Annotated in this window: 21 protein-coding genes; 13 read left to right on the top strand and 8 right to left on the bottom strand. The window is 55.2% G+C overall.

The genetic code is table 11. The features are described 5' to 3' along the window. Window positions 1–3 precede the first annotated feature (3 nt). On the bottom strand, window positions 4–1,686 hold the full coding sequence (locus HOL66_05585; protein ID MBT5243694.1) for an aminotransferase class V-fold PLP-dependent enzyme: 1,683 nt from the start codon (window positions 1,684–1,686) through the stop codon (window positions 4–6). Between the two features lie 74 nt (window positions 1,687–1,760). Between HOL66_05585 and HOL66_05580 the strand changes: the two genes are divergently transcribed. The 4 genes from HOL66_05580 to HOL66_05565 all read left to right on the top strand — a co-directional run bounded on the left by HOL66_05580 (window position 1,761) and on the right by HOL66_05565 (window position 5,434). Continuing rightward, a complete protein-coding gene (locus HOL66_05580; GenBank protein ID MBT5243693.1) occupies window positions 1,761–2,495 on the top strand; it encodes a DUF1223 domain-containing protein in 735 nt (244 codons plus the stop codon). Between the two features lie 64 nt (window positions 2,496–2,559). Next, window positions 2,560–4,035, top strand: coding sequence for a DNA-3-methyladenine glycosylase 2 family protein (locus HOL66_05575; GenBank protein ID MBT5243692.1), 1,476 nt, complete (start codon window positions 2,560–2,562; stop codon window positions 4,033–4,035). Next, the gene (locus HOL66_05570; protein MBT5243691.1) at window positions 4,032–4,526 is read left to right on the top strand and encodes a methylated-DNA--[protein]-cysteine S-methyltransferase; all 495 of its coding nucleotides are present in this window, start codon (window positions 4,032–4,034) and stop codon (window positions 4,524–4,526) included. Before HOL66_05575 ends, HOL66_05570 begins: the two co-directional genes overlap by 4 nt. 11 nt (window positions 4,527–4,537) lie before the next feature. Further along, window positions 4,538–5,434 (top strand): DMT family transporter, encoded by an 897-nt coding sequence (locus HOL66_05565; protein ID MBT5243690.1) that lies wholly within the window; start codon window positions 4,538–4,540, stop codon window positions 5,432–5,434. Here HOL66_05565 and HOL66_05560 read toward each other — a convergent pair. Together HOL66_05560 and htpG are read right to left on the bottom strand one after the other, a co-directional pair. Next, on the bottom strand, window positions 5,412–5,891 hold the full coding sequence (locus tag HOL66_05560; protein MBT5243689.1) for a YchJ family protein: 480 nt from the start codon (window positions 5,889–5,891) through the stop codon (window positions 5,412–5,414). The genes HOL66_05565 and HOL66_05560 overlap by 23 nt on opposite strands. Beyond that, entirely contained in the window at window positions 5,891–7,801 is a 1,911-nt protein-coding gene (gene htpG / locus HOL66_05555) for a molecular chaperone HtpG (GenBank protein MBT5243688.1), read from the bottom strand. The genes HOL66_05560 and htpG overlap by 1 nt, the downstream gene beginning before the upstream one ends. Before the next feature lie 111 nt (window positions 7,802–7,912). Between htpG and HOL66_05550 the strand changes: the two genes are divergently transcribed. Genes HOL66_05550 through HOL66_05535 form a run of 4 tightly spaced genes read left to right on the top strand, consistent with a single transcriptional unit; the run spans window position 7,913 to window position 12,226 of the window. Beyond that, window positions 7,913–8,599, top strand: coding sequence for a protein-L-isoaspartate(D-aspartate) O-methyltransferase (locus tag HOL66_05550; protein ID MBT5243687.1), 687 nt, complete (start codon window positions 7,913–7,915; stop codon window positions 8,597–8,599). A 10-nt stretch (window positions 8,600–8,609) separates the two neighbouring features. Beyond that, entirely contained in the window at window positions 8,610–11,075 is a 2,466-nt protein-coding gene (locus HOL66_05545) for a disulfide oxidoreductase (GenBank protein ID MBT5243686.1), read from the top strand. Further along, a complete protein-coding gene (locus HOL66_05540; GenBank protein MBT5243685.1) occupies window positions 11,072–11,458 on the top strand; it encodes an RNA-binding S4 domain-containing protein in 387 nt (128 codons plus the stop codon). Before HOL66_05545 ends, HOL66_05540 begins: the two co-directional genes overlap by 4 nt. A 39-nt stretch (window positions 11,459–11,497) precedes the next feature. Further along, window positions 11,498–12,226 (top strand): TerC family protein, encoded by a 729-nt coding sequence (locus tag HOL66_05535; protein ID MBT5243684.1) that lies wholly within the window; start codon window positions 11,498–11,500, stop codon window positions 12,224–12,226. Here the strand turns inward: HOL66_05535 and HOL66_05530 are convergent. Beyond that, window positions 12,213–12,809, bottom strand: coding sequence for a DUF938 domain-containing protein (locus HOL66_05530; protein ID MBT5243683.1), 597 nt, complete (start codon window positions 12,807–12,809; stop codon window positions 12,213–12,215). The two genes, HOL66_05535 and HOL66_05530, sit on opposite strands and share 14 nt — an antisense overlap. A 93-nt stretch (window positions 12,810–12,902) precedes the next feature. Between HOL66_05530 and HOL66_05525 the strand changes: the two genes are divergently transcribed. The 3 genes from HOL66_05525 (at window position 12,903) to HOL66_05515 (ending at window position 14,574) form a co-directional block, all read left to right on the top strand. Then, window positions 12,903–13,379, top strand: a complete 477-nt coding sequence (locus HOL66_05525; GenBank protein MBT5243682.1) for a TerB family tellurite resistance protein — start codon at window positions 12,903–12,905, stop codon at window positions 13,377–13,379. 42 nt (window positions 13,380–13,421) lie between these two features. Next, the gene (locus HOL66_05520; GenBank protein ID MBT5243681.1) at window positions 13,422–13,757 is read left to right on the top strand and encodes a ferredoxin family protein; all 336 of its coding nucleotides are present in this window, start codon (window positions 13,422–13,424) and stop codon (window positions 13,755–13,757) included. 271 nt (window positions 13,758–14,028) lie between these two features. Next, on the top strand, window positions 14,029–14,574 hold the full coding sequence (locus tag HOL66_05515; GenBank protein ID MBT5243680.1) for a CarD family transcriptional regulator: 546 nt from the start codon (window positions 14,029–14,031) through the stop codon (window positions 14,572–14,574). A 64-nt stretch (window positions 14,575–14,638) separates the two neighbouring features. Here the strand turns inward: HOL66_05515 and HOL66_05510 are convergent, their stop codons facing one another. Genes HOL66_05510 through HOL66_05500 form a run of 3 tightly spaced genes read right to left on the bottom strand, consistent with a single transcriptional unit; the run spans window position 14,639 to window position 17,341 of the window. Continuing rightward, window positions 14,639–16,108 carry a M48 family metalloprotease gene (locus tag HOL66_05510; protein ID MBT5243679.1) on the bottom strand — a complete coding sequence of 490 codons (1,470 nt, stop codon included), beginning with the start codon at window positions 16,106–16,108 and terminating at the stop codon, window positions 14,639–14,641. Window positions 16,109–16,124: 16 nt separating this feature from the next. Beyond that, window positions 16,125–16,922, bottom strand: coding sequence for a thermonuclease family protein (locus HOL66_05505; GenBank protein MBT5243678.1), 798 nt, complete (start codon window positions 16,920–16,922; stop codon window positions 16,125–16,127). Window positions 16,923–16,924: 2 nt separating this feature from the next. Further along, complete coding sequence (locus HOL66_05500; GenBank protein MBT5243677.1) at window positions 16,925–17,341, bottom strand: OsmC family protein; 417 nt, start codon at window positions 17,339–17,341, stop codon at window positions 16,925–16,927. Window positions 17,342–17,431: 90 nt separating this feature from the next. Between HOL66_05500 and pip the strand changes: the two genes are divergently transcribed. Both pip and HOL66_05490 read left to right on the top strand, forming a co-directional pair. Then, the gene (pip, locus tag HOL66_05495) at window positions 17,432–18,421 is read left to right on the top strand and encodes a prolyl aminopeptidase (GenBank protein ID MBT5243676.1); all 990 of its coding nucleotides are present in this window, start codon (window positions 17,432–17,434) and stop codon (window positions 18,419–18,421) included. Between the two features lie 97 nt (window positions 18,422–18,518). Next, complete coding sequence (locus tag HOL66_05490; GenBank protein ID MBT5243675.1) at window positions 18,519–19,013, top strand: acyloxyacyl hydrolase; 495 nt, start codon at window positions 18,519–18,521, stop codon at window positions 19,011–19,013. Window positions 19,014–19,022: 9 nt separating this feature from the next. On the opposite strand, the gene HOL66_05485 is transcribed toward HOL66_05490, so the two are convergent. Beyond that, window positions 19,023–19,258: hypothetical protein (locus tag HOL66_05485; GenBank protein MBT5243674.1), on the bottom strand; the 236-nt coding region annotated here is incomplete at its 5' end.

Genomic DNA, 19,258 nt, shown 5'->3' with positions numbered 1-19,258 from the left:
CCCTCACATCCAGCCCTGATGGAATTCTTCGGGCAGGGGGAACCAGCGCAGGGTTTCGGCACTGTTGGAAAGAGGGCCTGTGGATTCTGCGGGGCTATTGGTGGTTGCGTCTGCTTGCTCGAGGATGGTTCGGGCTTCTTCAAGGTATCCCGCCAGGGCGTCTTCACTGACGGTTTCCCCCCCTGATGAGGCGGGATTGAAAATATCCAGTTCTTCCAGCCCCATCGGCGCAAGATCGGCAACGTTATGATGACGCCAGACCCCGGTACCCGGATCGAATGTATATTGTGGCAGCAGTTTCCAACCATGCTTGGCAATCAGATTGACGGCCTCGATGATGTAATCTGCAATCGTGTCCGAGAAGAAGTAGTTGAACCCTAACCGTACCCAGCCGGGTTTAATGCCGTTACAGCCTTCGACGATACTGTCTTCAAAGGCCCGGGACTGATCAAGATCGATATGCAGCAACCGGTGCCCATAGGGTCCGGCGCACGAACAGCCGCCACGGGACTGGATGCCAAACAGGTCATTGAGGACGGAGACGACAAAGTCGTGATGCAGGTTCAGTTTTCCGTGGCGGATAACAAACGAGATGATCGCCAGACGCGGAAGATCAGGATTGCCGAGAACCTGAATGTTGGGGTTGGCAGTCCAGGTTTTCAGGGCGCGGTGGACGAATTCCTCCTCACGCTTTTCTATCAAATCAACCCCGACACGATCTTTGAGCTGAAAAACCAGACCGGCGCGGATGCTTTCAATAATAGCCGGGGTGCCGCCTTCTTCACGGTGCTCATGATCGTCGATGTAAACGTGTTCCTTAGGGTTAACGTAACTGACCGTGCCGCCGCCCGGACGAGCCGGAACCTGATTTTCCATCAGCGATTTACGCATCACCAGCAAACCCGGCGAGCCCGGACCGCCGACGAATTTATGGGGCGAGATAAACAGGCCGTCCATGGCCTGAATATCTGCATCACCGGTGATATTAATTTCAACATAGGGCGCGGCAGCGGCGTAATCCCAAAACGACAAGGCGCCATGGGCCTTTAGCAAAGCTGAAATCCCGACCCGGTCAGAAATAATGCCGGTGACGTTAGAGGCCGCCGAAAAGCTGCCAATCACAAGGTCCCTGTCTTTGTAAATTTCGAGTTGTTGCTCGAGATATTCTAAATCTATCTGGCCATCGGCATCCTCGTTGATGGGGATCACATCGGCGATGGTTTCACGCCATGTCAATTCGTTGGAATGATGCTCGTAAGGGCCGATGAAAACGACGGGGCGTTGATCGGCGGGAATATTTTTTGACAGCTCAAAGCGGGCATCCAGATTGGCGGGGATCCGGATATTGAGAATATCGATCAGCCGGTTGATGGCCCCGGTCGCCCCCGAACCACAAAAAATGACCGCGTATTCTTCATCGGCGCCAAGAGATTTGCGAATAAGGGCGCGCGCCTGCTCCCGGTAATGGGTCGTCTGCAAGCCTGTCAGTGAGGTTTCCGTATGGGTGTTGGCGTAATAGGGCAAGACCCGGTCGCGAATGTAATCTTCGATGAAATCCAGCGCCCTGCCTGACGCCGTATAATCGGCGTAGGTCAATCGTCTGGGCCCGAACGGCCCGCGAAAGAGATGGTCATCGCCAATAACCGCGTCGCGGATTTTACCAAGAAGGTCTTGCTGGTCTGTCATTTCCTTAAACGCCTTCACTTGTATGTGATTGCTTGTGATTAGCATATTTTATGCAGGCAGTTTATCAACAAGCGATGATTTACCGGTTAAAAAAATTTTCGACTCTCATTTTCTTTATCGCCGTCTCGCTGTCACTGCCCGTCTCCATGGCCGTCGCAGACACGGACAAACCCCTGACCGTGGTCGAATTGTTCACATCCCAGGGATGTTCTTCATGCCCACCCGCTGATGCCTATCTTGGTGAACTGGCTGCTCTGGATGAAAGCCGGGGTATTTTGGCGTTATCCTTCCATGTGGATTACTGGGATAATCTGGGTTGGAAGGACCCCTATTCCAGTGCCGCCAACACCAGCCGCCAGCGTACTTACGCCCAATATATGGATCTGCGCTACATCTACACGCCGCAAATGGTCGTGCAGGGAACTCTACAGGGAACCGGGTCTGACCGCCAGACCATCGCCAGGCAAATCAAGGAAGCCCGTAAATTGACCACTGTCGATGTGCACTTGCAGCGCAACGGCAGCGCGGTGCAGGTCTTGCTCGAGGATGCGAACCGGCAGCTCAACGCCGATATCCACATGGTGATTTATGACAAGGAGCACACCACCAGCGTAAAACGCGGCGAGAATTCCGGCAAATCCATTACCAATCGCAATGTCGTCAGGTCCGTCAAAAAAATTGGTTCCTGGAGCGGCAATAAAACAAGCCTGTCCCTGCCGCTTGATGACAGCGGCGATGCCTGCGCCGTTATTATCCAATCCCGCGCCACCGGCGCAATCCTGGGTGCGGCCAGCATCACCATCAATTAATTTAAACTTTAGTCCATGTCCGAAAATGGCCAGTCAAAATCCTGATTAAGGATATACTGGAACCATGGAATATGATTCTAAAACCTGTTACAGGGCCGTCAAAAGCCGTGACCCGCGTTTCGACGGACGTTTTTTTACGGCCGTGGTGTCGACGGGTATCTTCTGTCGACCTGTTTGCCCCGCAATCACGCCCAAGCAGAAAAACTGCCAGTTCTTTGAAAATGCCGCCGCCGCCATGCATGCCGGTTTTCGGCCCTGCCTGAGATGCCGCCCGGAAGCCGCCCCCGGTGGCCCCGCCTGGAACGGTGTTTCGACAACTGTCAGCAGGGCTCTGCGGTTGATTAACGAAGGGGCGTTGGACACCTCCAGCGTCGACGATCTGGCAGCCCGTCTGGGTGTCGGCGAGCGTCACTTGCGGCGTTTGTTTCTTGAGCATGTCGGTGTCGGACCAAAAGCAGTGGCGCAAACCCGTAGGGTCCTGTTCGCCAAAAAACTGGTCAACGAGACGGCCCTGCCGCTGACCGACATCGCCCTGGCTGCAGGGTTTGGCTCGATCCGCCGCTTTAATTCCACATTCCAGAAAATCTACGCACGCCCACCGCGCGAACTGCGCCGCATGAACGAAGATCGTGACGGCAGCGATGACGCTGGCCTGACCCTGAAACTGGCCGTCAGACCCCCATATGATTGGCCCCGCTTGATCGGTTTTTTACAAACCCGCGCCATTCCCGGCGTTGAAAGCGTCAGTGACAATTCATACCGGCGTACTATTGCCATCGAAAAACAACAGGGCATTCTGGAAGTCCAACATGCCGCCGAAGGCGACCACCTTAAGGTCACGGTTTCCCTTGCCGATACCAGTAACTTGCAAACGGTGATCGAACGCAGCCGCCGCCTGTTCGATCTGGACGCTGACAGTGTTGCGATCAACGCCCATCTTTGTCGCGATCCGTTGCTGGCAAAATCGATCAAGACGCGGCCCGGGTTGCGCATTCCCGGAGCCTGGGAGGCGTTTGAGATTGCCGTTCGCGCCGTGCTTGGCCAGCAGATCAGTGTCGCCGCCGCCCGCACCTTCGCCAGTCGGCTCGCCACAGCCTATGGGGCCCCTATAAAAAATCCCAACGGTTCGGAACTAAGCCATTTGTTCCCGACCCCTGAGGCATTGGCCGAAGCCGACTTATCAAACATCGGCCTGACCAAGCGTCGTACCCAAACCCTGCGCGGTTTAAGCCGGGCCTTTGCAGATGATGATTTGGGTCTGGACGTATCCTCAGGCCTTGAAGATGCCCAGGCTCGTCTAACAGCTCTTCCCGGCATCGGGCCGTGGACGGCCCAATACATCGCCATGCGGGCGCTGGGCGAACCGGACGCCTTCCCGACAGGCGATCTGGGTTTACTCAACGCGTGTAAAGCCTTGGGGCTAGAAATGAGTGCCCGCGAACTGGACGAGCGGGCCGAAAACTGGCGACCGTGGCGGGCCTACGCCGCTATGCATTTATGGGCGATGTTGCCGTCGCCAAAAAGGAAATCAAAACCATGAAACTTATTTTCGATACTTTTTCGACCCCCTTGGGCGAGATGGCCGCGGTGGTCCTGGGCGACGCCCTGTGCGTTCTGGAATTCAGCGATGACCCTGAGCGTATTGAGCAACAGTTAAAGCGCTTCGGCCCTTATGAAAAAGCGGCACAGAAAAACCCGCTTAACATTCGCGGGCGTGTCAGTGCCTACTTCAAGGGCGAGCGGGACGCCTTCAGGGGCCTGAAATTGAACGTCGGTGGCACCACTTTTCAGCAAGCCGTCTGGAAAGCGCTGCAAAAGATTCCCCACGGCGGCACCCTTTCATACCGCGAGCTTGCCAGTAACATTGGCAGGCCGAAGGCCCAGCGCGCCGTCGGTACGGCCAACGGTCGCAACCCGGTAGCCATCATTATTCCCTGCCACCGGGTCATCGCCAGCAATGGAACATTGGCCGGTTACGCCGGCGGGCTCGAGCGCAAGCGCCAGCTTCTGGCACTGGAGGGAAGTCTTTGAGCGGCCCCACCATGGCCCCGCGCGAATGGTTCCTGCTGGTGCTCCTGTCGTTGATATGGGGTGGCCCGTTTTTCTTTGCCGAAATTGTCTTGCGGGATCTTGAACCGCTGACCATTGTTGCCGGCCGCGTCTCACTGGCCGCCGTCGCCCTGCTTGCTTACGTCTATTTGAGCGGCAAACGAATGCCACTGGATGCCCGCAGCTGGGGGCAATTTTTCGTCATGGGCGGCCTTAACAACATGATCCCGTTTTCACTGATCGTCTGGGGGCAGTCCTATATTGATAGCGGCCTGGCTTCGGTGTTGAACGCGACGACGCCGCTGTTCACCGTCGCCCTCGCCCACCTGCTGACCACGGACGAAAAACTGAACGTCAACAAGGGTGTCGGCATTTTCTTCGGTATTTTCGGCGTTAGCGTCCTGATCGGCCCGGACGCCCTGGACAGCATGGACGGTCAGGCTTGGGGCAAGATCGCCATACTGGGAGCCGCCATCTGTTATTCCTTCGCAGGAATTTACGGTCGCCGCCTGAGCCGCCATCCCACCTCGGTGGCGGCGACGGGAATGCTGGTTGCCTCCAGCATCATCATGCTACCGGTTGCACTGATTGTTGAAAGCCCGCTTGAAGCGAGTCCGGACATGGCAAGCCTGGGCTCATTGCTCGCCATGGCGCTGGTTAGCACGTCGGTGGCCTACCTGATCTATTTTCACATTCTGGCGAAAGCCGGGGCGACAAACCTGCTGCTGGTCACCTTCCTGGTGCCCGTCAGCGCAGTCATGCTGGGCATCGTCATACTTGGCGAGAGGCTAAGCCAGAACGCTATCATTGGCATGATTCTGATTTTTACAGGACTCGCCTGTGTCGACGGGCGGGTGTTTGGATTATTTAAGCGCCGCAACACTTCTTGAATTTTTTACCTGAGCCGCAGGGACAGGGATCGTTTCGACCGACCTTTTGGGCGATGCGCTGTTCCGGCTTGGGGTTGATTTCCCCGCCCAGGCAGTACCAGCGATCACCCTCGCGGCGAAAACCGGAGCGCTCGTGGTGTATGCCGGCATTATTGCCGATTTTGTATTTGGCGACGAACTCGACGCTGCCCTTGTCGTCACCTTCCCCGCCTTCGCTGAAATCGCGTATTTCAAGCCCCAACCACTTCATGTTTGCGGTTTTGCTGACGTCTTCCTCGTCATCATCATCGCGCATTTCGGGGGCCAGGGTTTCGATCAGGTAGTCTTTGTTGCCCAGGGAATAAGCTGTGTAGCGCGAACGCATCAGGGCGAGGGCCGTTGGCGCTGGCTTTCCCGCAATAAAAGGTTCGCAGCACGCTTCAAATTGAAGGCTGGAGCCGCAGGGACATGTGCTCATCAGACCAACCCACGTTCCATCATCGAGCTCATGCGGCGGGCGAACTCGGCAACGTCGGACAGGGTCTCGCCTTCTACCAGACGCGCCTGATCAAGCAGCAGAAAGGCGGCTTCTTTGATCTCGTCGCTGCTGCCCTTACCCTCTTTGGCCAGTCCGGCAAGCTTAACGATGAGTGCGTGATCTGCATTGATTTCAAGAATGCGCGGCGTTGACTGGTCCAGTTGCTTGTGTTGTTTGAGCATCCTTTCCAGTTGAATATCCATGTCACCTTCGCCGGAAACCAGACAAACCGGACTGTCGGTCAGGCGTTCGGAAACGGCGACATCCTTAACCGCGTCACCTAATGAAATTTTCAACGAGGCGATCAGTTCGTCAATTCCCGGCGCCTGCTTCTTATCTTTCTTCTTTTTGTCTTTGGTGTCCTTGTCAGCGTCTTCTTCCTTGATGTTATCAAGGTCGGCACCACCCCGGGTTACCGATTTGAAGGGCTTGTCCTCGAAAGAACCGACAGCAGGCAGCCAAAATTCATCGACCGGGTCGGTCATCAACAAGACCTCGACCCCGCGCGACCGGAAACCTTCAAGCTGCGGGCTTTGGCGAACCGTCTCAAGATTGTCACCGGTAATATAATAGATCGCGTCCTGGCCTTCTTTCATATCGGCGACGATGTCAGACAGGCTGCGCAGTCCATCGGATGCGGTCGTCTGAAAACGCGACACCTCGAGAATTTTCTCCCGGTTGGTCTGATCCTCATAAATACCTTCTTTGAGGACAGCCCCGAAATTTTCCCAGAATGCGGCATATTCCTCGGGTGTTTTCTCGGCCTTTTTCTTCAGTTCGGTCAATACCCGTTTGGTCAGGCCGGTTTTTATTTTGGCGAGACGCGGGTCATGCTGGAACATCTCGCGGCTGATGTTCAGGGGCAGGTCTTCGGAATCGACAATACCGCGCAGGAAGCGCATGTAAGGCGGCAACAGTCCTTCGCAATCTTCGGTGATGAAAACCCGGTTAACGTACAGTTTGACATGGCCTTTTCGTTCCGGCGTGAACAGATCGAATGGCGCCATTGTTGGGATGAACAACAGATTGGTGTAGCTCATCACGCCCTCGACCCTGTTGTGCAGGGTCAGCCACGGCTCATCAAAAGCATGGGCTACATGATGGTAGAATTCCGTATAGTGTTCGGGCTTGATCTCGCTTTTTTGCAACGTCCATAGGGCCGAAGCAGAATTCAGGGTTTCCTCGCGCTCGCCATCCTTAAAGATAATGGGAATGCCGATGTGGTCCGAATGGGCCTTGATGATATGGCTGATGCGCGGCTCGTCCAGGTATTCCTTGTCTTCCTTGTTCAGGTGCAGGGTCACGGTGGTGCCGCATCCGTCGCGCTTGGCGGTTTCGATGGTGAACTCACCCCTGCCGTCCGAACTCCACAGGAAAGCCTCTTCCTGACCAGCCTTGCGGGTCAAAACATCAACCTGGGAGGCAACCATAAAGGCCGAATAGAAACCGACCCCGAACTGGCCGATCAGCGAGACATTATCCTTATCCTTGGATTTGCCTTTCTTTTCAGCCTCCGCATTGGCGTTTGCCTGGGCCAGAAAAGCCTCGGTGCCAGATTTGGCGATGGTGCCCAGGGTTTCAATCAGTTCTTCGTGACTCATCCCGATGCCGTTATCGGATATGGACAGGGTCTTGGCTTTGGCGTCGACGCCAAGGATAATTCTGAAATCGCCTTCTCCATCACTTAGGGAAGGATCGGTCAGGACGGCATAACGCAGTTTGTCACAGGCGTCTGATGCATTTGAAGCCAGTTCGCGCAGGAAAATTTCCTTCTGGCTGTATAATGAACGCGCGACGATATCGAGAAGCTTGCTGACTTCCGCCTGAAATGTAAATTTTTCCTTAGCCATAACGTCCTTGTTATCCCCACTCACCGATTGAAAAAAAATTATATGCGGGAGATATGTGCGAGAATCCACATGGACGCAAGTCCCGTTTTGAAAACTTTGAATTTTTTACCGATGACCGGAAACAAAATTGACGAGATGCAGCAGCGGTTACTCTGCGAAATCCAGGATAACGCGCTGGAGACCGAGACCTATACCGGCCGGCGAAGTTTCTCCGATACCGTCATGGCGGCGCTGGCGCATGTGCCGCGTCACAAGTTTCTGCCGCCGGGGCTGAAAAAGATAGCCTACATCAACCGCCCCCAACCCATTGGTTTCGGCCAGACCATTTCGCAACCCTACATTGTTGCCGTAATGACCGACTTGCTGGACCTGAAACCAACGGACCGGGTGCTCGAGGTCGGCACCGGATCAGGTTATCAGGCCGCTGTATTGTCAGGCATCGCCGATTCTGTGTTTTCCATGGAAAGCGTCAAATCCTTGGCCGAAAGTGCAGCCGAGCGACTCAAAGACCTCTCCCTCGACAACGTCAAGGTTCGCCATGGCGACGGCTATAAGGGGTGGCCGGAAGAAGCGCCGTTTGACGCTATTATGGTAACCGCAGCGCCCGTTAGCATTCCCCAGGCCCTTTGCAGACAACTTAAAGGAGGCGGTCGCATGGTCGTGCCCGTAGGCCCACAATATTCAACACAGCTTTTGAAAGTGGGGGTCAAACAGGACGACGGTAAAGTCCATTTTCGCACTACCCTGCCCGTCGCTTTCGTGCCTATGGTCAAAATGCCTGACAGCACGTTAAACTGACCAAGACGCCATGAACAATCAGCCCCGCATCCTTGCCGTCCTCGGCCCAACCAATACCGGCAAGACCCACTTCGCCATGGAGCGCCTGCTCGCCCATCGCTCCGGGATCATTGGTTTTCCCCTGCGTTTGCTGGCGCGGGAAAATTACGAGCGCGCCGTTGCCGCCAAGGGGGCAGCCGCTGTTGCCCTGATTACCGGTGAGGAAAAGATCCTGCCCGCAGGGGCCCGTTATTTTATCTGCACCGTTGAATCCATGCCGCTGGACAAACCTGTCGCGTTTCTCGCTGTCGACGAAATTCAGATGTGCGCCGACCCTGAACGTGGCCATGTCTTCACCGCCCGCCTGCTGCACGCCAGGGGATGCGAGGAAACCCTGTTTCTGGGTGCCGAAACAATCAGGCCGCTGATCAGAAAACTCGTGCCCGAAGCTGCCTTTGACCAGCGACCGCGCTTTTCAACCTTAAGCTACGCAGGTGAGCGCAAGATCAACAGGCTCGCCCCGCAAAGCGCCATCGTCGCTTTTTCGGCGACCGACGTTTACGCCATCGCCGAACAAGTGCGCCGCCACCGGGGCGGGGCGGCGGTGGTGATGGGGGCTTTAAGTCCCAGAACCCGCAATGCCCAGGTCGCCATGTATCAGGCAGGCGAGGTCGATGTCCTTGTCGCGACCGACGCCATCGGCATGGGCCTGAATATGGATGTCGATCACGTCGCCTTCGCCGCCACTCGCAAGTTTGACGGCAAACGCTCCAGGCCCTTAAGTCCGCCGGAACTGGCGCAGATTGCCGGACGCGCCGGACGCCATATGAATGACGGCACCTTCGGTCTGACCGGCGATGCCACGGTCCCTGATCCGCAAACCATCGAAGACATCGAACAACACCGCTTCCGACCCATTAAGCTGATTTACTGGCGCAACCCGGAACCGGATATGCGCACCCTTGGCGCCCTGCAAGACTCGCTTGCCATGCCCCCGGAACTGCCGGGCCTGATACGGGCCGGTGGGGCCGACGACGAGGCGGCCCTGACACTATTGGCCGGCGATCATGACATCGCCGCCATGGCGACAGGCCCAGCCGCCGTCGCCCTGCTATGGGATGTTTGCCAGATTCCCGATTTCAGGAAAGTCATGAGCGACGCCCATGCCAGTTTGCTTGGTCGTATCTATGGTCATCTTGTGGCCGGCAAATTACCAACAGACTGGATCGCCGATCATGTGCAGCGAATTGACCGCATCGACGGCAACATCGAAACCCTGACCGGCCGATTGGCAAACATCCGCACCTGGACCTATGTCGCCCACCATGGCGACTGGCTGGTGGACGCCGGTCACTGGCAGGAATGCACCCGCGCCGTTGAGGACCGCCTGTCCGACGCCCTGCACGAGCACCTGACCCAGCGCTTCGTTGATCAACGTACCGCGGTTCTTGTTAAACGTCTGCGCGACCCTGCGGGTATGCTCGCCGCCGTCAGTCGCGACGGTACGGTGATGGTCGAAGGGCACGGGATCGGGCAACTTGACGGTTTCTGCTTCATTGCCGACGCCGCTGATAAATCGATCCTGCAAGCGGCAAGGCAGGCCCTTGGCCCGGAAATCCAAACCCGTATCCAAAACCTGGAACAAGCCCCTGATAGCAAGATTTCCTTAAGCGAAAAAGGTGACGTTGTTTTCGCAGGCTTCACCATTGCCCGCCTCAAACAAGGGTCGGAACCGCTGTCGCCGGATGTCGACGTGCTGGTCTCGCAATTGCTCGATACGACGGCCCGCGCCCGTATCCACAAGCGGCTCACGCTCTGGCTTGAAGGCAAATTCAACGATCTCCTGAAACCCCTGAGCATCGCCCGCAAGGCGACCCTCGGTGGTGCTGCCAAAGGGCTCGTTTTCCAGCTTGCCGAAAACCTTGGCTGCCTGACGCGAGCAAAAGCAGAAAAGCAAATTGCGGCCCTCGGCCGGGAGGATCGCAAAACTCTGCGGGCCCTTGGCATCGTCATTGGCCGGGCCAGTGTTTATCTGCCTGGCCTGTTAAAACCCGCCCCGGCCGGTTATCTGGGCTTGTTGTGGGCACTGTCCAATGGCTTAAAAGAGCCGCCAGACATTCCCCATCCGGGAAGGGTATCCCTGCCGACGGATGATTTCCCGCAAGGTTACCTTGCTGCCATCGGCTACCGCCCGGCAGGAAGGCTGGCGCTTCGTCTTGATATTCTTGAGCGGATCGCCGCCCATGCCTGGGGCTTAGGTAAAAAGGGGCCTTTTGCCATCGACAGCCAATTGCAATCATTGGCCGGGTGCGGGGCCGAAGATATGAGCGCCATCTTGGACGAGCTCGGTTTTCATAAAGATGGCGAACAGTTTTCCATTCGCCGTAAAAACAAGGCAAGGCCAAAGCAATCCCGAAAGACCAAGCCGGTAAAGAAAGTTCACTACGATCCCCATTCGCCGTTCGCCAAACTGAAAGAACTGGCCTTGCCGCGATGAGCGAGGAAACCCTGCGCATCGACAAATGGCTGTGGTATGCACGGTTTTTCAAGAGCCGTACCCTGGCGACCCGGTTGTGCGCGTCGGGAAAGCTGGTGCTGGGCAATCAATTCATCCGCAAAGGCCACGCGACACTTAAAGTTGGCGACAAACTGACCTTCCCCAAGAATGACGATATCCGGGTTATCAAGGTTGTGTCTTTAAGCACCCGGCGCGGTCCTGCAAGCGAGGCCGTGACCTTGTACGAAGACCTTCAACCACCCCAGCCTGCCGAAAAGAAAAGGGCCCGACGAAAAGAAATCGTCGCCGAGCGCGAGCCCGGTGCCGGTCGCCCAACCAAGGCCGAACGGCGGGCCATCGACAAATTGCGTGACCATGATTAAAAATCACACCCCTGATCACATAAAAAGGACAAGGCACCGATGATCGAACTCCTGACCGACCCACACGCCTGGATATCCCTGCTGACGCTGACGGTAATGGAGATCGTGCTCGGCATCGATAATCTGATTTTTATCGCCGTCCTCGTTGACCGCCTGCCGCCCGAGCAACGCGATAATGGGCGGCGCATTGGTATTGTCCTGGCTTTGGGAACAAGGTTGATACTGCTAACTGTCCTGTCCTGGATAATCGGCCTGACCGAACCCCTGTTTACGGTACTTGATCACGCCGTATCCCTGCGCGACGTCATTCTTATTAGCGGCGGCCTGTTTCTGCTGACCAAGGCGACGCGTGAAATTCACGAGAGCATCGAAGGCGATGAGGAAGCCGGACCGGAAAAAGGCAAACACGCTGCCTTTGGCGCGGTGATAGTGCAAATCGCCGTGCTCGATATTATCTTTTCTATCGATTCCGTGATTACCGCTGTCGGCATGGTTGACGATTTGCTGATTATGTCGACCGCCGTGATTCTGGCGGTGGTTGTTATGCTGTTGGCCTCTGGGCCGGTTACCGGCTTCGTCTCGCGTCACCCGACGGTCAAAATGCTGGCTTTCAGCTTTTTGTTGCTAATCGGCACCACCCTGATCGCCGACGGTGCCGGTTTCCACATTCCAAAAGGCTACCTGTACGCGGCGATGGCGTTTTCCGTATTCGTTGAATTTCTCAACACCCTGGCCCGCGGAAGACGAAACCGGCTTAAGTCTGTGTGAAAATAACCGACTGGTTGTTGGCTGGCATGGCGACGGTTTCAACGTGGGCCAGTCCATGGAGGGCGGCCTCAGTGATGACGTCCTCCAGGTCACGGATTCCCCACGCGAGATCCCTGCTCCGTAAATTTTCATCAAAATCCTGATTACTGGGTGCTGTATGGGCGCCATTGATCTTATAGGGGCCGTATAGATAGAGCACCCCACCGGCACTCAATATTCGCCCGGCACCTGCGATCAGCGCAACACTCACCGACCACGGTGATATATGAACCATATTACAACAAACGATGGCGGCAGCCTGCTTAAGCGGCCATGGCTGGATCAGGACATCAAGATCGACAGGGTCGAGGAGATTTTCACTACCGATATCTTCTGCCCAGGCGCGTATTGAGGCGCGATTATCGGCGTCCTTGGCGCTGGGCTGCCATGTAAGACTGCTTAGGTGCTGCGCAAAATAGCTGGCATGTTCGCCACTACCCGAGGCCACTTCCAGGACAAGACCTTCGCTGGGCAAGACACGCTTGAGCACATCAAGTATGGGATCGCGGTTCCTGAGCGTTGAGGGAGCGTGTTCTTTTGTCATAGCTCAAAGAAATAATCCAAAGACCTTCTCCCAAACAAGGAAAAACGAGCACGCCCTTGTTTTCCTGTGCCGCGCTGTGATAGGCAAGCGATCATGATTAACAAACTGAAATCCCTTCTTGGACGCAGGCAAGGCAAGGACGCCGAAATCACCGCCGACGCCGAGACGCTAAAGCTGGCCACCGCCGCATTATTGATGGAAGCCGCCTGCATGGACGGCCACGCCGACGAGGGCGAAATCGCCACGGTTACGGCGTTGCTTGGCGAACATTTTGACCTTCAGCCAGCCGAGGCAGATGAGCTGACGCTCGCCGCCCGCGAGGCCGTGGCCAAGTCCGTCGAACTGTACGGCTTTACCCGCGTCATCAAGGACAGCTTTAACCACGAAGACCGGGTGCGGATGATTGAAATGCTGTGGCAGGTCGCCTATGCCGATGGAATCCTGCATGAATTTGAAGCCAATCTGGTGCGCCGGGTCTGTGGATTGATCTACGTTCCCGACCGCGAAAGCGGCGAGGCGCGAAAACGGGTGCTTGAACAGCTTGACTTAAACGGTACAGACGTTTCATAACCCACTAACAACTTTTTTTAAGACCCCTTATCGGAGATTTCCATGACTTACGTTGTCGTCGAAAATTGCATCAAGTGCAAACATATGGATTGTATTGAAGTTTGCCCTGTCGATTGCTTCTACGAAGGTGAAAACTTCCTGGTCATCCATCCTGATGAATGTATTGACTGCGGTGTTTGCGAACCCGAATGCCCGGCCGAAGCGATTTTGCCCGATACGGAAGACGGTATCGAAAAATGGTTGGAAATTAATACCAAGTACTCTCTTGAATGGCCCAATATAACCCGCCAGGGCGTGCCACCTTCGGACGCCGCCGAATGGGATGGAAAGCCAAACAAGGCCGAACTTTTGAGCCCCAACCCGGGCAAGGGCGACTAAAGGCCCTTTAAACCACCCTGTGGGGGTGTTTTTTTCATAAAAATGTGCTATATTAGCTTCTCCGGCCAAGAATTCCTGGCCGGTTTTGGCTGTTTGGTACTCATTTAAGAGAATAAAACGACGAAACGTCATCAATAATTGAAATCACTGTCTGCCCTTTAGGCAAGACCAGGACTCTCCAAAAATCCTTTTTTCAATCCGCGCCATGACCGGCACGGAATTTTGCGGCCCTGGTTTCTGGACGGTTACAGTTAGAATTAGAAGGTTAAATATGGCTAAGGAATTGATGTGTGCCCCGGGCGATTTTGTCGTCTATCCGACCCACGGTGTCGGCAAGGTTGTCAATATCGAAACCCAGGAATACGCAGGACACAAGCTCAGGCTATTCGTTATTTCGTTTGACCGCGACAGGATGACCCTTCGCGTACCGACGGATAAGGCCGGTGTGTCGGGCTTACGCAAATTGAGTTCCAAAAAAGTAATGGAAAATGCGTTGACCACCCTGAAGGGCCGGGCCCGTGTCAAACGCACCATGTGGAGCCGCCGTGCCCAGGAATACGAAGCCAAGATCAATTCCGGCGACCCCATCGCCATTGCTGAGGTTGTGCGAGACCTGCACCGTAACACCGGCCAGCCCGACCAGTCATTCAGTGAGCGCCAGATTTACGAATCTGCCCTCGACCGTCTGGCTTGCGAAGTCGCCGCTGTCGAAAAGACAGACCCTGAAAAAGCTACCGAAAAACTGGAAGATTTGTTAACCGCTGCAGCCCCGCCACCACCCGAACCCGAACCCGAACCGGAACCGGCGGCAGCTTAAAGCTGTTGGTGAGATATACATTGAAAAGGCCCGCAGATCATCTTCGGGCCTTTTTTTGTGCTCATTATTGGGAAATGACCCGGACCTGACTGCCCGGCTTCAGGGCATCACCCGCTTTAATGTTATTGAGCAACTCAAACCACCGGAGATTAAACTTCTCCATGGGCATCCTTGCTGCAATTTCCTCGACAGTGTCGCCCTCGCCAACCGTTTCAAATCGAATTCTTAAAGGATGGATGGCGGCGATTTCATCGTCGCTCAAGCGCCTGAAACTATAGGTCGTGCGTCTGAAAGCAACCGCCATTTCCGCCGTCCTTTTGGGTTCGGTGCGAAACAGAAGCTGGAAAATCTGATCGCTGTTCTTGCTGATAACCAGCAACCGCACATCCACCTCACCAACTTTTGCAGTACCGGTGACAGCATTCATACCGTTAATGTCGAGGCCTTCAATATCCTTGAATCTGAAGCCATTGATATTGATGGTGGACAGATATTTGCTGATACCGCCAAGTTCACGAACTTTCTTGGCCGGGGCCATATCAAAAATCACCGCTGCCCCGTTTCCGTCTTTGGCGATAACGCTGCTTGGCGAGTTGGTCATGGTGAACCCGGGGGGCACTTCAAAACGAATGCCTAGCTCCGGGTGTTCAAAAACCCGGCCACGCCGAATACCCTCTTTCGGGTCATCACCGAAAATCAGTCCGTCAATTTCCTTGGCGAAGGCTGCTTCTCCACGTAACGTTCCGTTTGCATCAGCTTCGGCAGCAAGTCTTTCGGCCTCGGTAATGCGCTCAGACGTCAGCGGATGGGTTGACATAATGTTGAAACCTTCCGACTTGTCTTTCTTGTCCTGCATGGCCGCTTCCAGTTCGCTGTGAGCCTGCAATTTATGGAAAAAGCCGGTCATGGCGTCCGGATCGTAACCGGCCCGGCTCAAATAACGCACGCCCAACTCGTCGGATTCCAGCTCCTGCTCGCGCGAATAACTTTTCAACGCCGCCTGCGCGCCAAAGGATGCCAACTGGCCGGTCCCGGTCGGCGCACCGGCAACACTGCCAAGCACACCCAGAACCTGCAGGCCGATATTGGTGGCCATGGTGGCGCTGTATCGCTGGGCCGTATGACGGGCTGTGATGTGGCCTATTTCATGGGCCAGGACGCCGGCCATTTCCGCCTCATCTGTGGCGATGGCAAGCAAGCCGCGGGTAATGTAAACATAGCCACCGGGAACGGCAAAGGCGTTTACTTTTTCATCATTAAGGATGGTGAACGTGTAATCCAGATCCGGCATTTCCGAAAATCGCGCCAGACTGGCGCCGACGCGAGCCACATAAAATCCCAGTTCAGGTTCGTCATAGACCCCGCCGAACTGCTCAATAATTTTCGGATGCTCCTTGGCGCCGACTTCCTTTTCTTTCTCAGGTGACATAAAGGCGGTGAAACTCGACTTACCCGTCGCCGGATTGACCGAACAGGCGCCGACGCCAAAAAGCGGCAGCGTCAGAACAAGACTGAGAAGAATTTTTTTAATCATGTGCATGGCCATCATCTTATCGGTTTATGGCTCCATCACCCAATACTTCGATTTGTTCGGGATGCGTAACCTCGATCATCGGGCCATTGCGTTTTTTAAGCCAGCCGCGCACCCGAATAGCTCTCGCCTTCAGAAGCAAGGGGTCAAGGCCATTGCCGCTGAACAGACGCAGGGCTTTTTTGTCTATGGTTATGGTGAAGTCCTCTCGCCAGTCATCGCTGAAATTAAGGTACGTCCACTTGCCCACCGTGGCCGCGTCATGAACAACACCTTCGATCACCTGAAAGGTGCCAATCAATTTGCTAAGATTATCAGGTGATCGCAGCTTGTAAAAAAAGTTGCTCCAGATTCCCTGCCCGGCAAGGCGGGCCTCCCCTTCCAGGGTCAGCATGTCGGCGACAGCGGTCCGGTTATCAGGAAAGCTGTAGACCCTGGCCATGCCGGAGGACAGCATCGCCCCCTGGACCCATGTATTTTTCCCGACAAAAAGGTGGGCCAGTAGTCGTCCATGGCGGTCCATACGCCGACCGCCGAATTTTAACGTCACCACACGGCCAAGAACGAGGGCTTCGAGTTTTGCCTTGGAGCCGTCGGCCAACGGCCACTTCTTGAAATCCTGGCGTCCAAGCGGCAATTTAGGGGCCTGAATGCCCACCAGTCGAACTTCTTTTGAGCCTTCAATGACCGTATCGAGCACTACCGTGTCGCCATCAACAACGCCTGTAACCGTTGCCGTTCCACCATCAACCAGACCACCAGCCGTTGCCAGCCCGACACCAAAAAACAGAAAGTAAAGGGCCAGCAGGATGCGCAAATCTAGACCTCGATAATTTCAAAATCGTGGGTGAGAACAGCGGTTTTACCAAGCATGATCGAGGCCGAGCAGTATTTCTCGACGGAAAGCTGGACTGCCCGTTGCACAACAGCCGGTTTCAGATTATGGCCACTGACAATGTAATGGGCGTGGATACGGGTAAACACCTTGGGGATGTCATCCGCCCTTTCGGCTTCAAGCTCGACCACGCAATCAACAATATCAGCGCGTGATTTTTTCAGGATACCGACGACATCAAACGAACTGCATCCACCCATGCCAAGCAGCAGCATTTCCATAGGTCTGGCGCCCAGGTTACGACCGCCTGCTTCAGGCGATCCGTCCATAACAATGGCATGGCCGCTTGGTGTTTCGCCGACGAACATCACATCCTCGACCCATTTAACACGTGCTTTCATATCGCTGGTCCCGTTGTTGGAGTCTATGAAGCCTTGGTTTTATCCGAAGCCGGGCTGACTGTCCAAGCAATGTGCCTTATACTCACGGCCATGGACGCCAAACTGGAAAATACCGACCTTTACCCGGCCCTGAACCCCATGCGCAGTGGTATGCTTGATGTTGGTGACGGCCACCAAATTTACTGGGAGCAGTCGGGAAATCCTGACGGCCATCCGGTGATTTTCCTGCATGGCGGTCCCGGCGCCGGATGTAGCCCCACCCACAGGCGCTTTTTTGATCCCACCCACTACCGGATTGTTTTGTTTGATCAGCGCGGTTGTGGAAAAAGTACCCCGTATGCCAATACCCAAAACAACACAACCAACCATTTGATTGCCGATATAGAGGCCCTGCGTGAACATTTACTGATCGACAGCTGGCTGGTTTTTGGCGGCTCCTGGGGTTCGACCCTGGCTTTGGCTTACGGCATCGCCCATGCCGATCGTTGCCTGGGTTTTGTTCTGCGCGGCATTTTCCTTGGCACCGCCGCCGAGCTTGACTGGTTCATCAATGGCATTGCGACGATTTTTCCTGAAGCACACCGTGATTTTCAAAATTTCCTGCCCGCCGAAGAACAAGACGAATTAATGGAATCCTACTGGCGTCGGTTAATCGACCCGGATCCCAAAATTCACCTGCCGGCGGCGACCTCGTGGAGTCGTTTTGAAAGCCTGTGCTCCACGTTACTGCCTGGAAGCCTGGCCCAGAGCGCCCCGCCACACCGTGATACTCCCCCGAGCGGAACAATGGGCGGACTGGCAATCTCGCGCCTTGAAACGCATTACTTCCGGAATTCCATGTTTTTGGAAGAAAACTTCATCATCAGCAATCTTGATAAACTGGATGGTCTACAGGCGATCATCGTGCAGGGCCGTTACGATATCATCTGTCCTGCGGTCAGCGCCGACAAGCTGGCCCGCCACTGGCCCGGGGGGGCGAATGCGGTGACAACCATGATCGTCAATGATGCCGGTCATTCGGCACTGGAACCGGGCATCCGCCGCGCCCTTGTTCAGGCTACCGATCGGTTCAGATCTTGAGCACCGCCCTCTTTCCTTCTCGATCACCAAGGTTTATGATGCCGCCCAGATTAACGGGAGCGCTTGAGGGCCAATGATAAAATTCATTAAAACACTGATGCTGGCAGTTGCCGTGTTCTCAGGCGTGGGTGCCTCTTTTCCGGCTTTTGCCGACGACCCGGATTTTCTTTCTTTCAGCGCCGGATCCTATGACTGGAACCGGCAAAAAGAACAGGGTGCTGAGTTCCGTCTGGAATATCGCTCTGATACCAAGCTTTGGATGTTCAAGCCTTTTGCCGCACTGGCCGGGACATCAACGGGTCAGGGCTTTTTAGGTGCGGGGGTTCTGATCGATGTGTTTTTAGGAAGACGTTTCGTCGTGACTCCCAGTTTTGCTCCGCATTTATACACCGGCGGCAATTCAAAACTTGATCTGGATTACCTCGTGGAATTCCGCTCGCAGCTTGAGGTGGCCTATCGATTTGATGACCGCTCGCGCTTAGGCCTCGCCGTATCCCATTATTCTAACGCCAGTCTGGGTGATACCAACCCGGGAACAGAATCAGCGATGCTGGTTTATTCGGTGCCCTTCAACAGCATATTTGGAAACTGATTTAAGGCTTTAAGCCATTGTTTCCTGATCAGGCGCAATGATCGGGCCATCGAGGGCAAAGACCTCGTATTGCTGGGCCTTGTCGATAAGGGCTTGATCCGAAATACCTTCAATGACGACCTTGAGGCGGCTTTTGGTCGCCTCGGCCCAGAATTCGGTCAGCAAAGCCAACGCCTGATCCCCGGTTTCCTCAAACGCTTCCAAATTCAGGCTGACGCCGAAATAATTGCAGTTGGAATACATGG

This window comes from Rhodospirillaceae bacterium, assembly GCA_018662005.1.
GTDB lineage: Bacteria > Pseudomonadota > Alphaproteobacteria > Rhodospirillales > JABHCV01 > JACNJU01.
This window is presented reverse-complemented; position numbering and strand designations above follow the sequence as displayed.

Bases quoted from the DNA above. Each gene is read 5' to 3' on its own strand.
- HOL66_05570 (MBT5243691.1), top strand. From the start codon at position 4,032: ATGAAACTTATTTTCGATACTTTTTCGACCCCCTTGGGCGAGATGGCC.
- HOL66_05545 (MBT5243686.1), top strand. From the start codon at position 8,610: ATGAACAATCAGCCCCGCATCCTTGCCGTCCTCGGCCCAACCAATACC.
- HOL66_05550 (MBT5243687.1), top strand. From the start codon at position 7,913: ATGACCGGAAACAAAATTGACGAGATGCAGCAGCGGTTACTCTGCGAA.
- HOL66_05530 (MBT5243683.1), bottom strand. From the start codon at position 12,809: ATGACAAAAGAACACGCTCCCTCAACGCTCAGGAACCGCGATCCCATA.
- HOL66_05535 (MBT5243684.1), top strand. From the start codon at position 11,498: ATGATCGAACTCCTGACCGACCCACACGCCTGGATATCCCTGCTGACG.
- HOL66_05520 (MBT5243681.1), top strand. From the start codon at position 13,422: ATGACTTACGTTGTCGTCGAAAATTGCATCAAGTGCAAACATATGGAT.
- pip (MBT5243676.1), top strand. From the start codon at position 17,432: ATGGACGCCAAACTGGAAAATACCGACCTTTACCCGGCCCTGAACCCC.
- HOL66_05500 (MBT5243677.1), bottom strand. From the start codon at position 17,341: ATGAAAGCACGTGTTAAATGGGTCGAGGATGTGATGTTCGTCGGCGAA.
- HOL66_05515 (MBT5243680.1), top strand. From the start codon at position 14,029: ATGGCTAAGGAATTGATGTGTGCCCCGGGCGATTTTGTCGTCTATCCG.
- HOL66_05575 (MBT5243692.1), top strand. From the start codon at position 2,560: ATGGAATATGATTCTAAAACCTGTTACAGGGCCGTCAAAAGCCGTGAC.
- HOL66_05490 (MBT5243675.1), top strand. From the start codon at position 18,519: ATGCTGGCAGTTGCCGTGTTCTCAGGCGTGGGTGCCTCTTTTCCGGCT.
- HOL66_05510 (MBT5243679.1), bottom strand. From the start codon at position 16,108: ATGATTAAAAAAATTCTTCTCAGTCTTGTTCTGACGCTGCCGCTTTTT.
- HOL66_05525 (MBT5243682.1), top strand. From the start codon at position 12,903: ATGATTAACAAACTGAAATCCCTTCTTGGACGCAGGCAAGGCAAGGAC.
- htpG (MBT5243688.1), bottom strand. From the start codon at position 7,801: ATGGCTAAGGAAAAATTTACATTTCAGGCGGAAGTCAGCAAGCTTCTC.
- HOL66_05560 (MBT5243689.1), bottom strand. From the start codon at position 5,891: ATGAGCACATGTCCCTGCGGCTCCAGCCTTCAATTTGAAGCGTGCTGC.
- HOL66_05565 (MBT5243690.1), top strand. From the start codon at position 4,538: ATGGCCCCGCGCGAATGGTTCCTGCTGGTGCTCCTGTCGTTGATATGG.
- HOL66_05585 (MBT5243694.1), bottom strand. From the start codon at position 1,686: ATGACAGACCAGCAAGACCTTCTTGGTAAAATCCGCGACGCGGTTATT.
- HOL66_05540 (MBT5243685.1), top strand. From the start codon at position 11,072: ATGAGCGAGGAAACCCTGCGCATCGACAAATGGCTGTGGTATGCACGG.
- HOL66_05580 (MBT5243693.1), top strand. From the start codon at position 1,761: ATGATTTACCGGTTAAAAAAATTTTCGACTCTCATTTTCTTTATCGCC.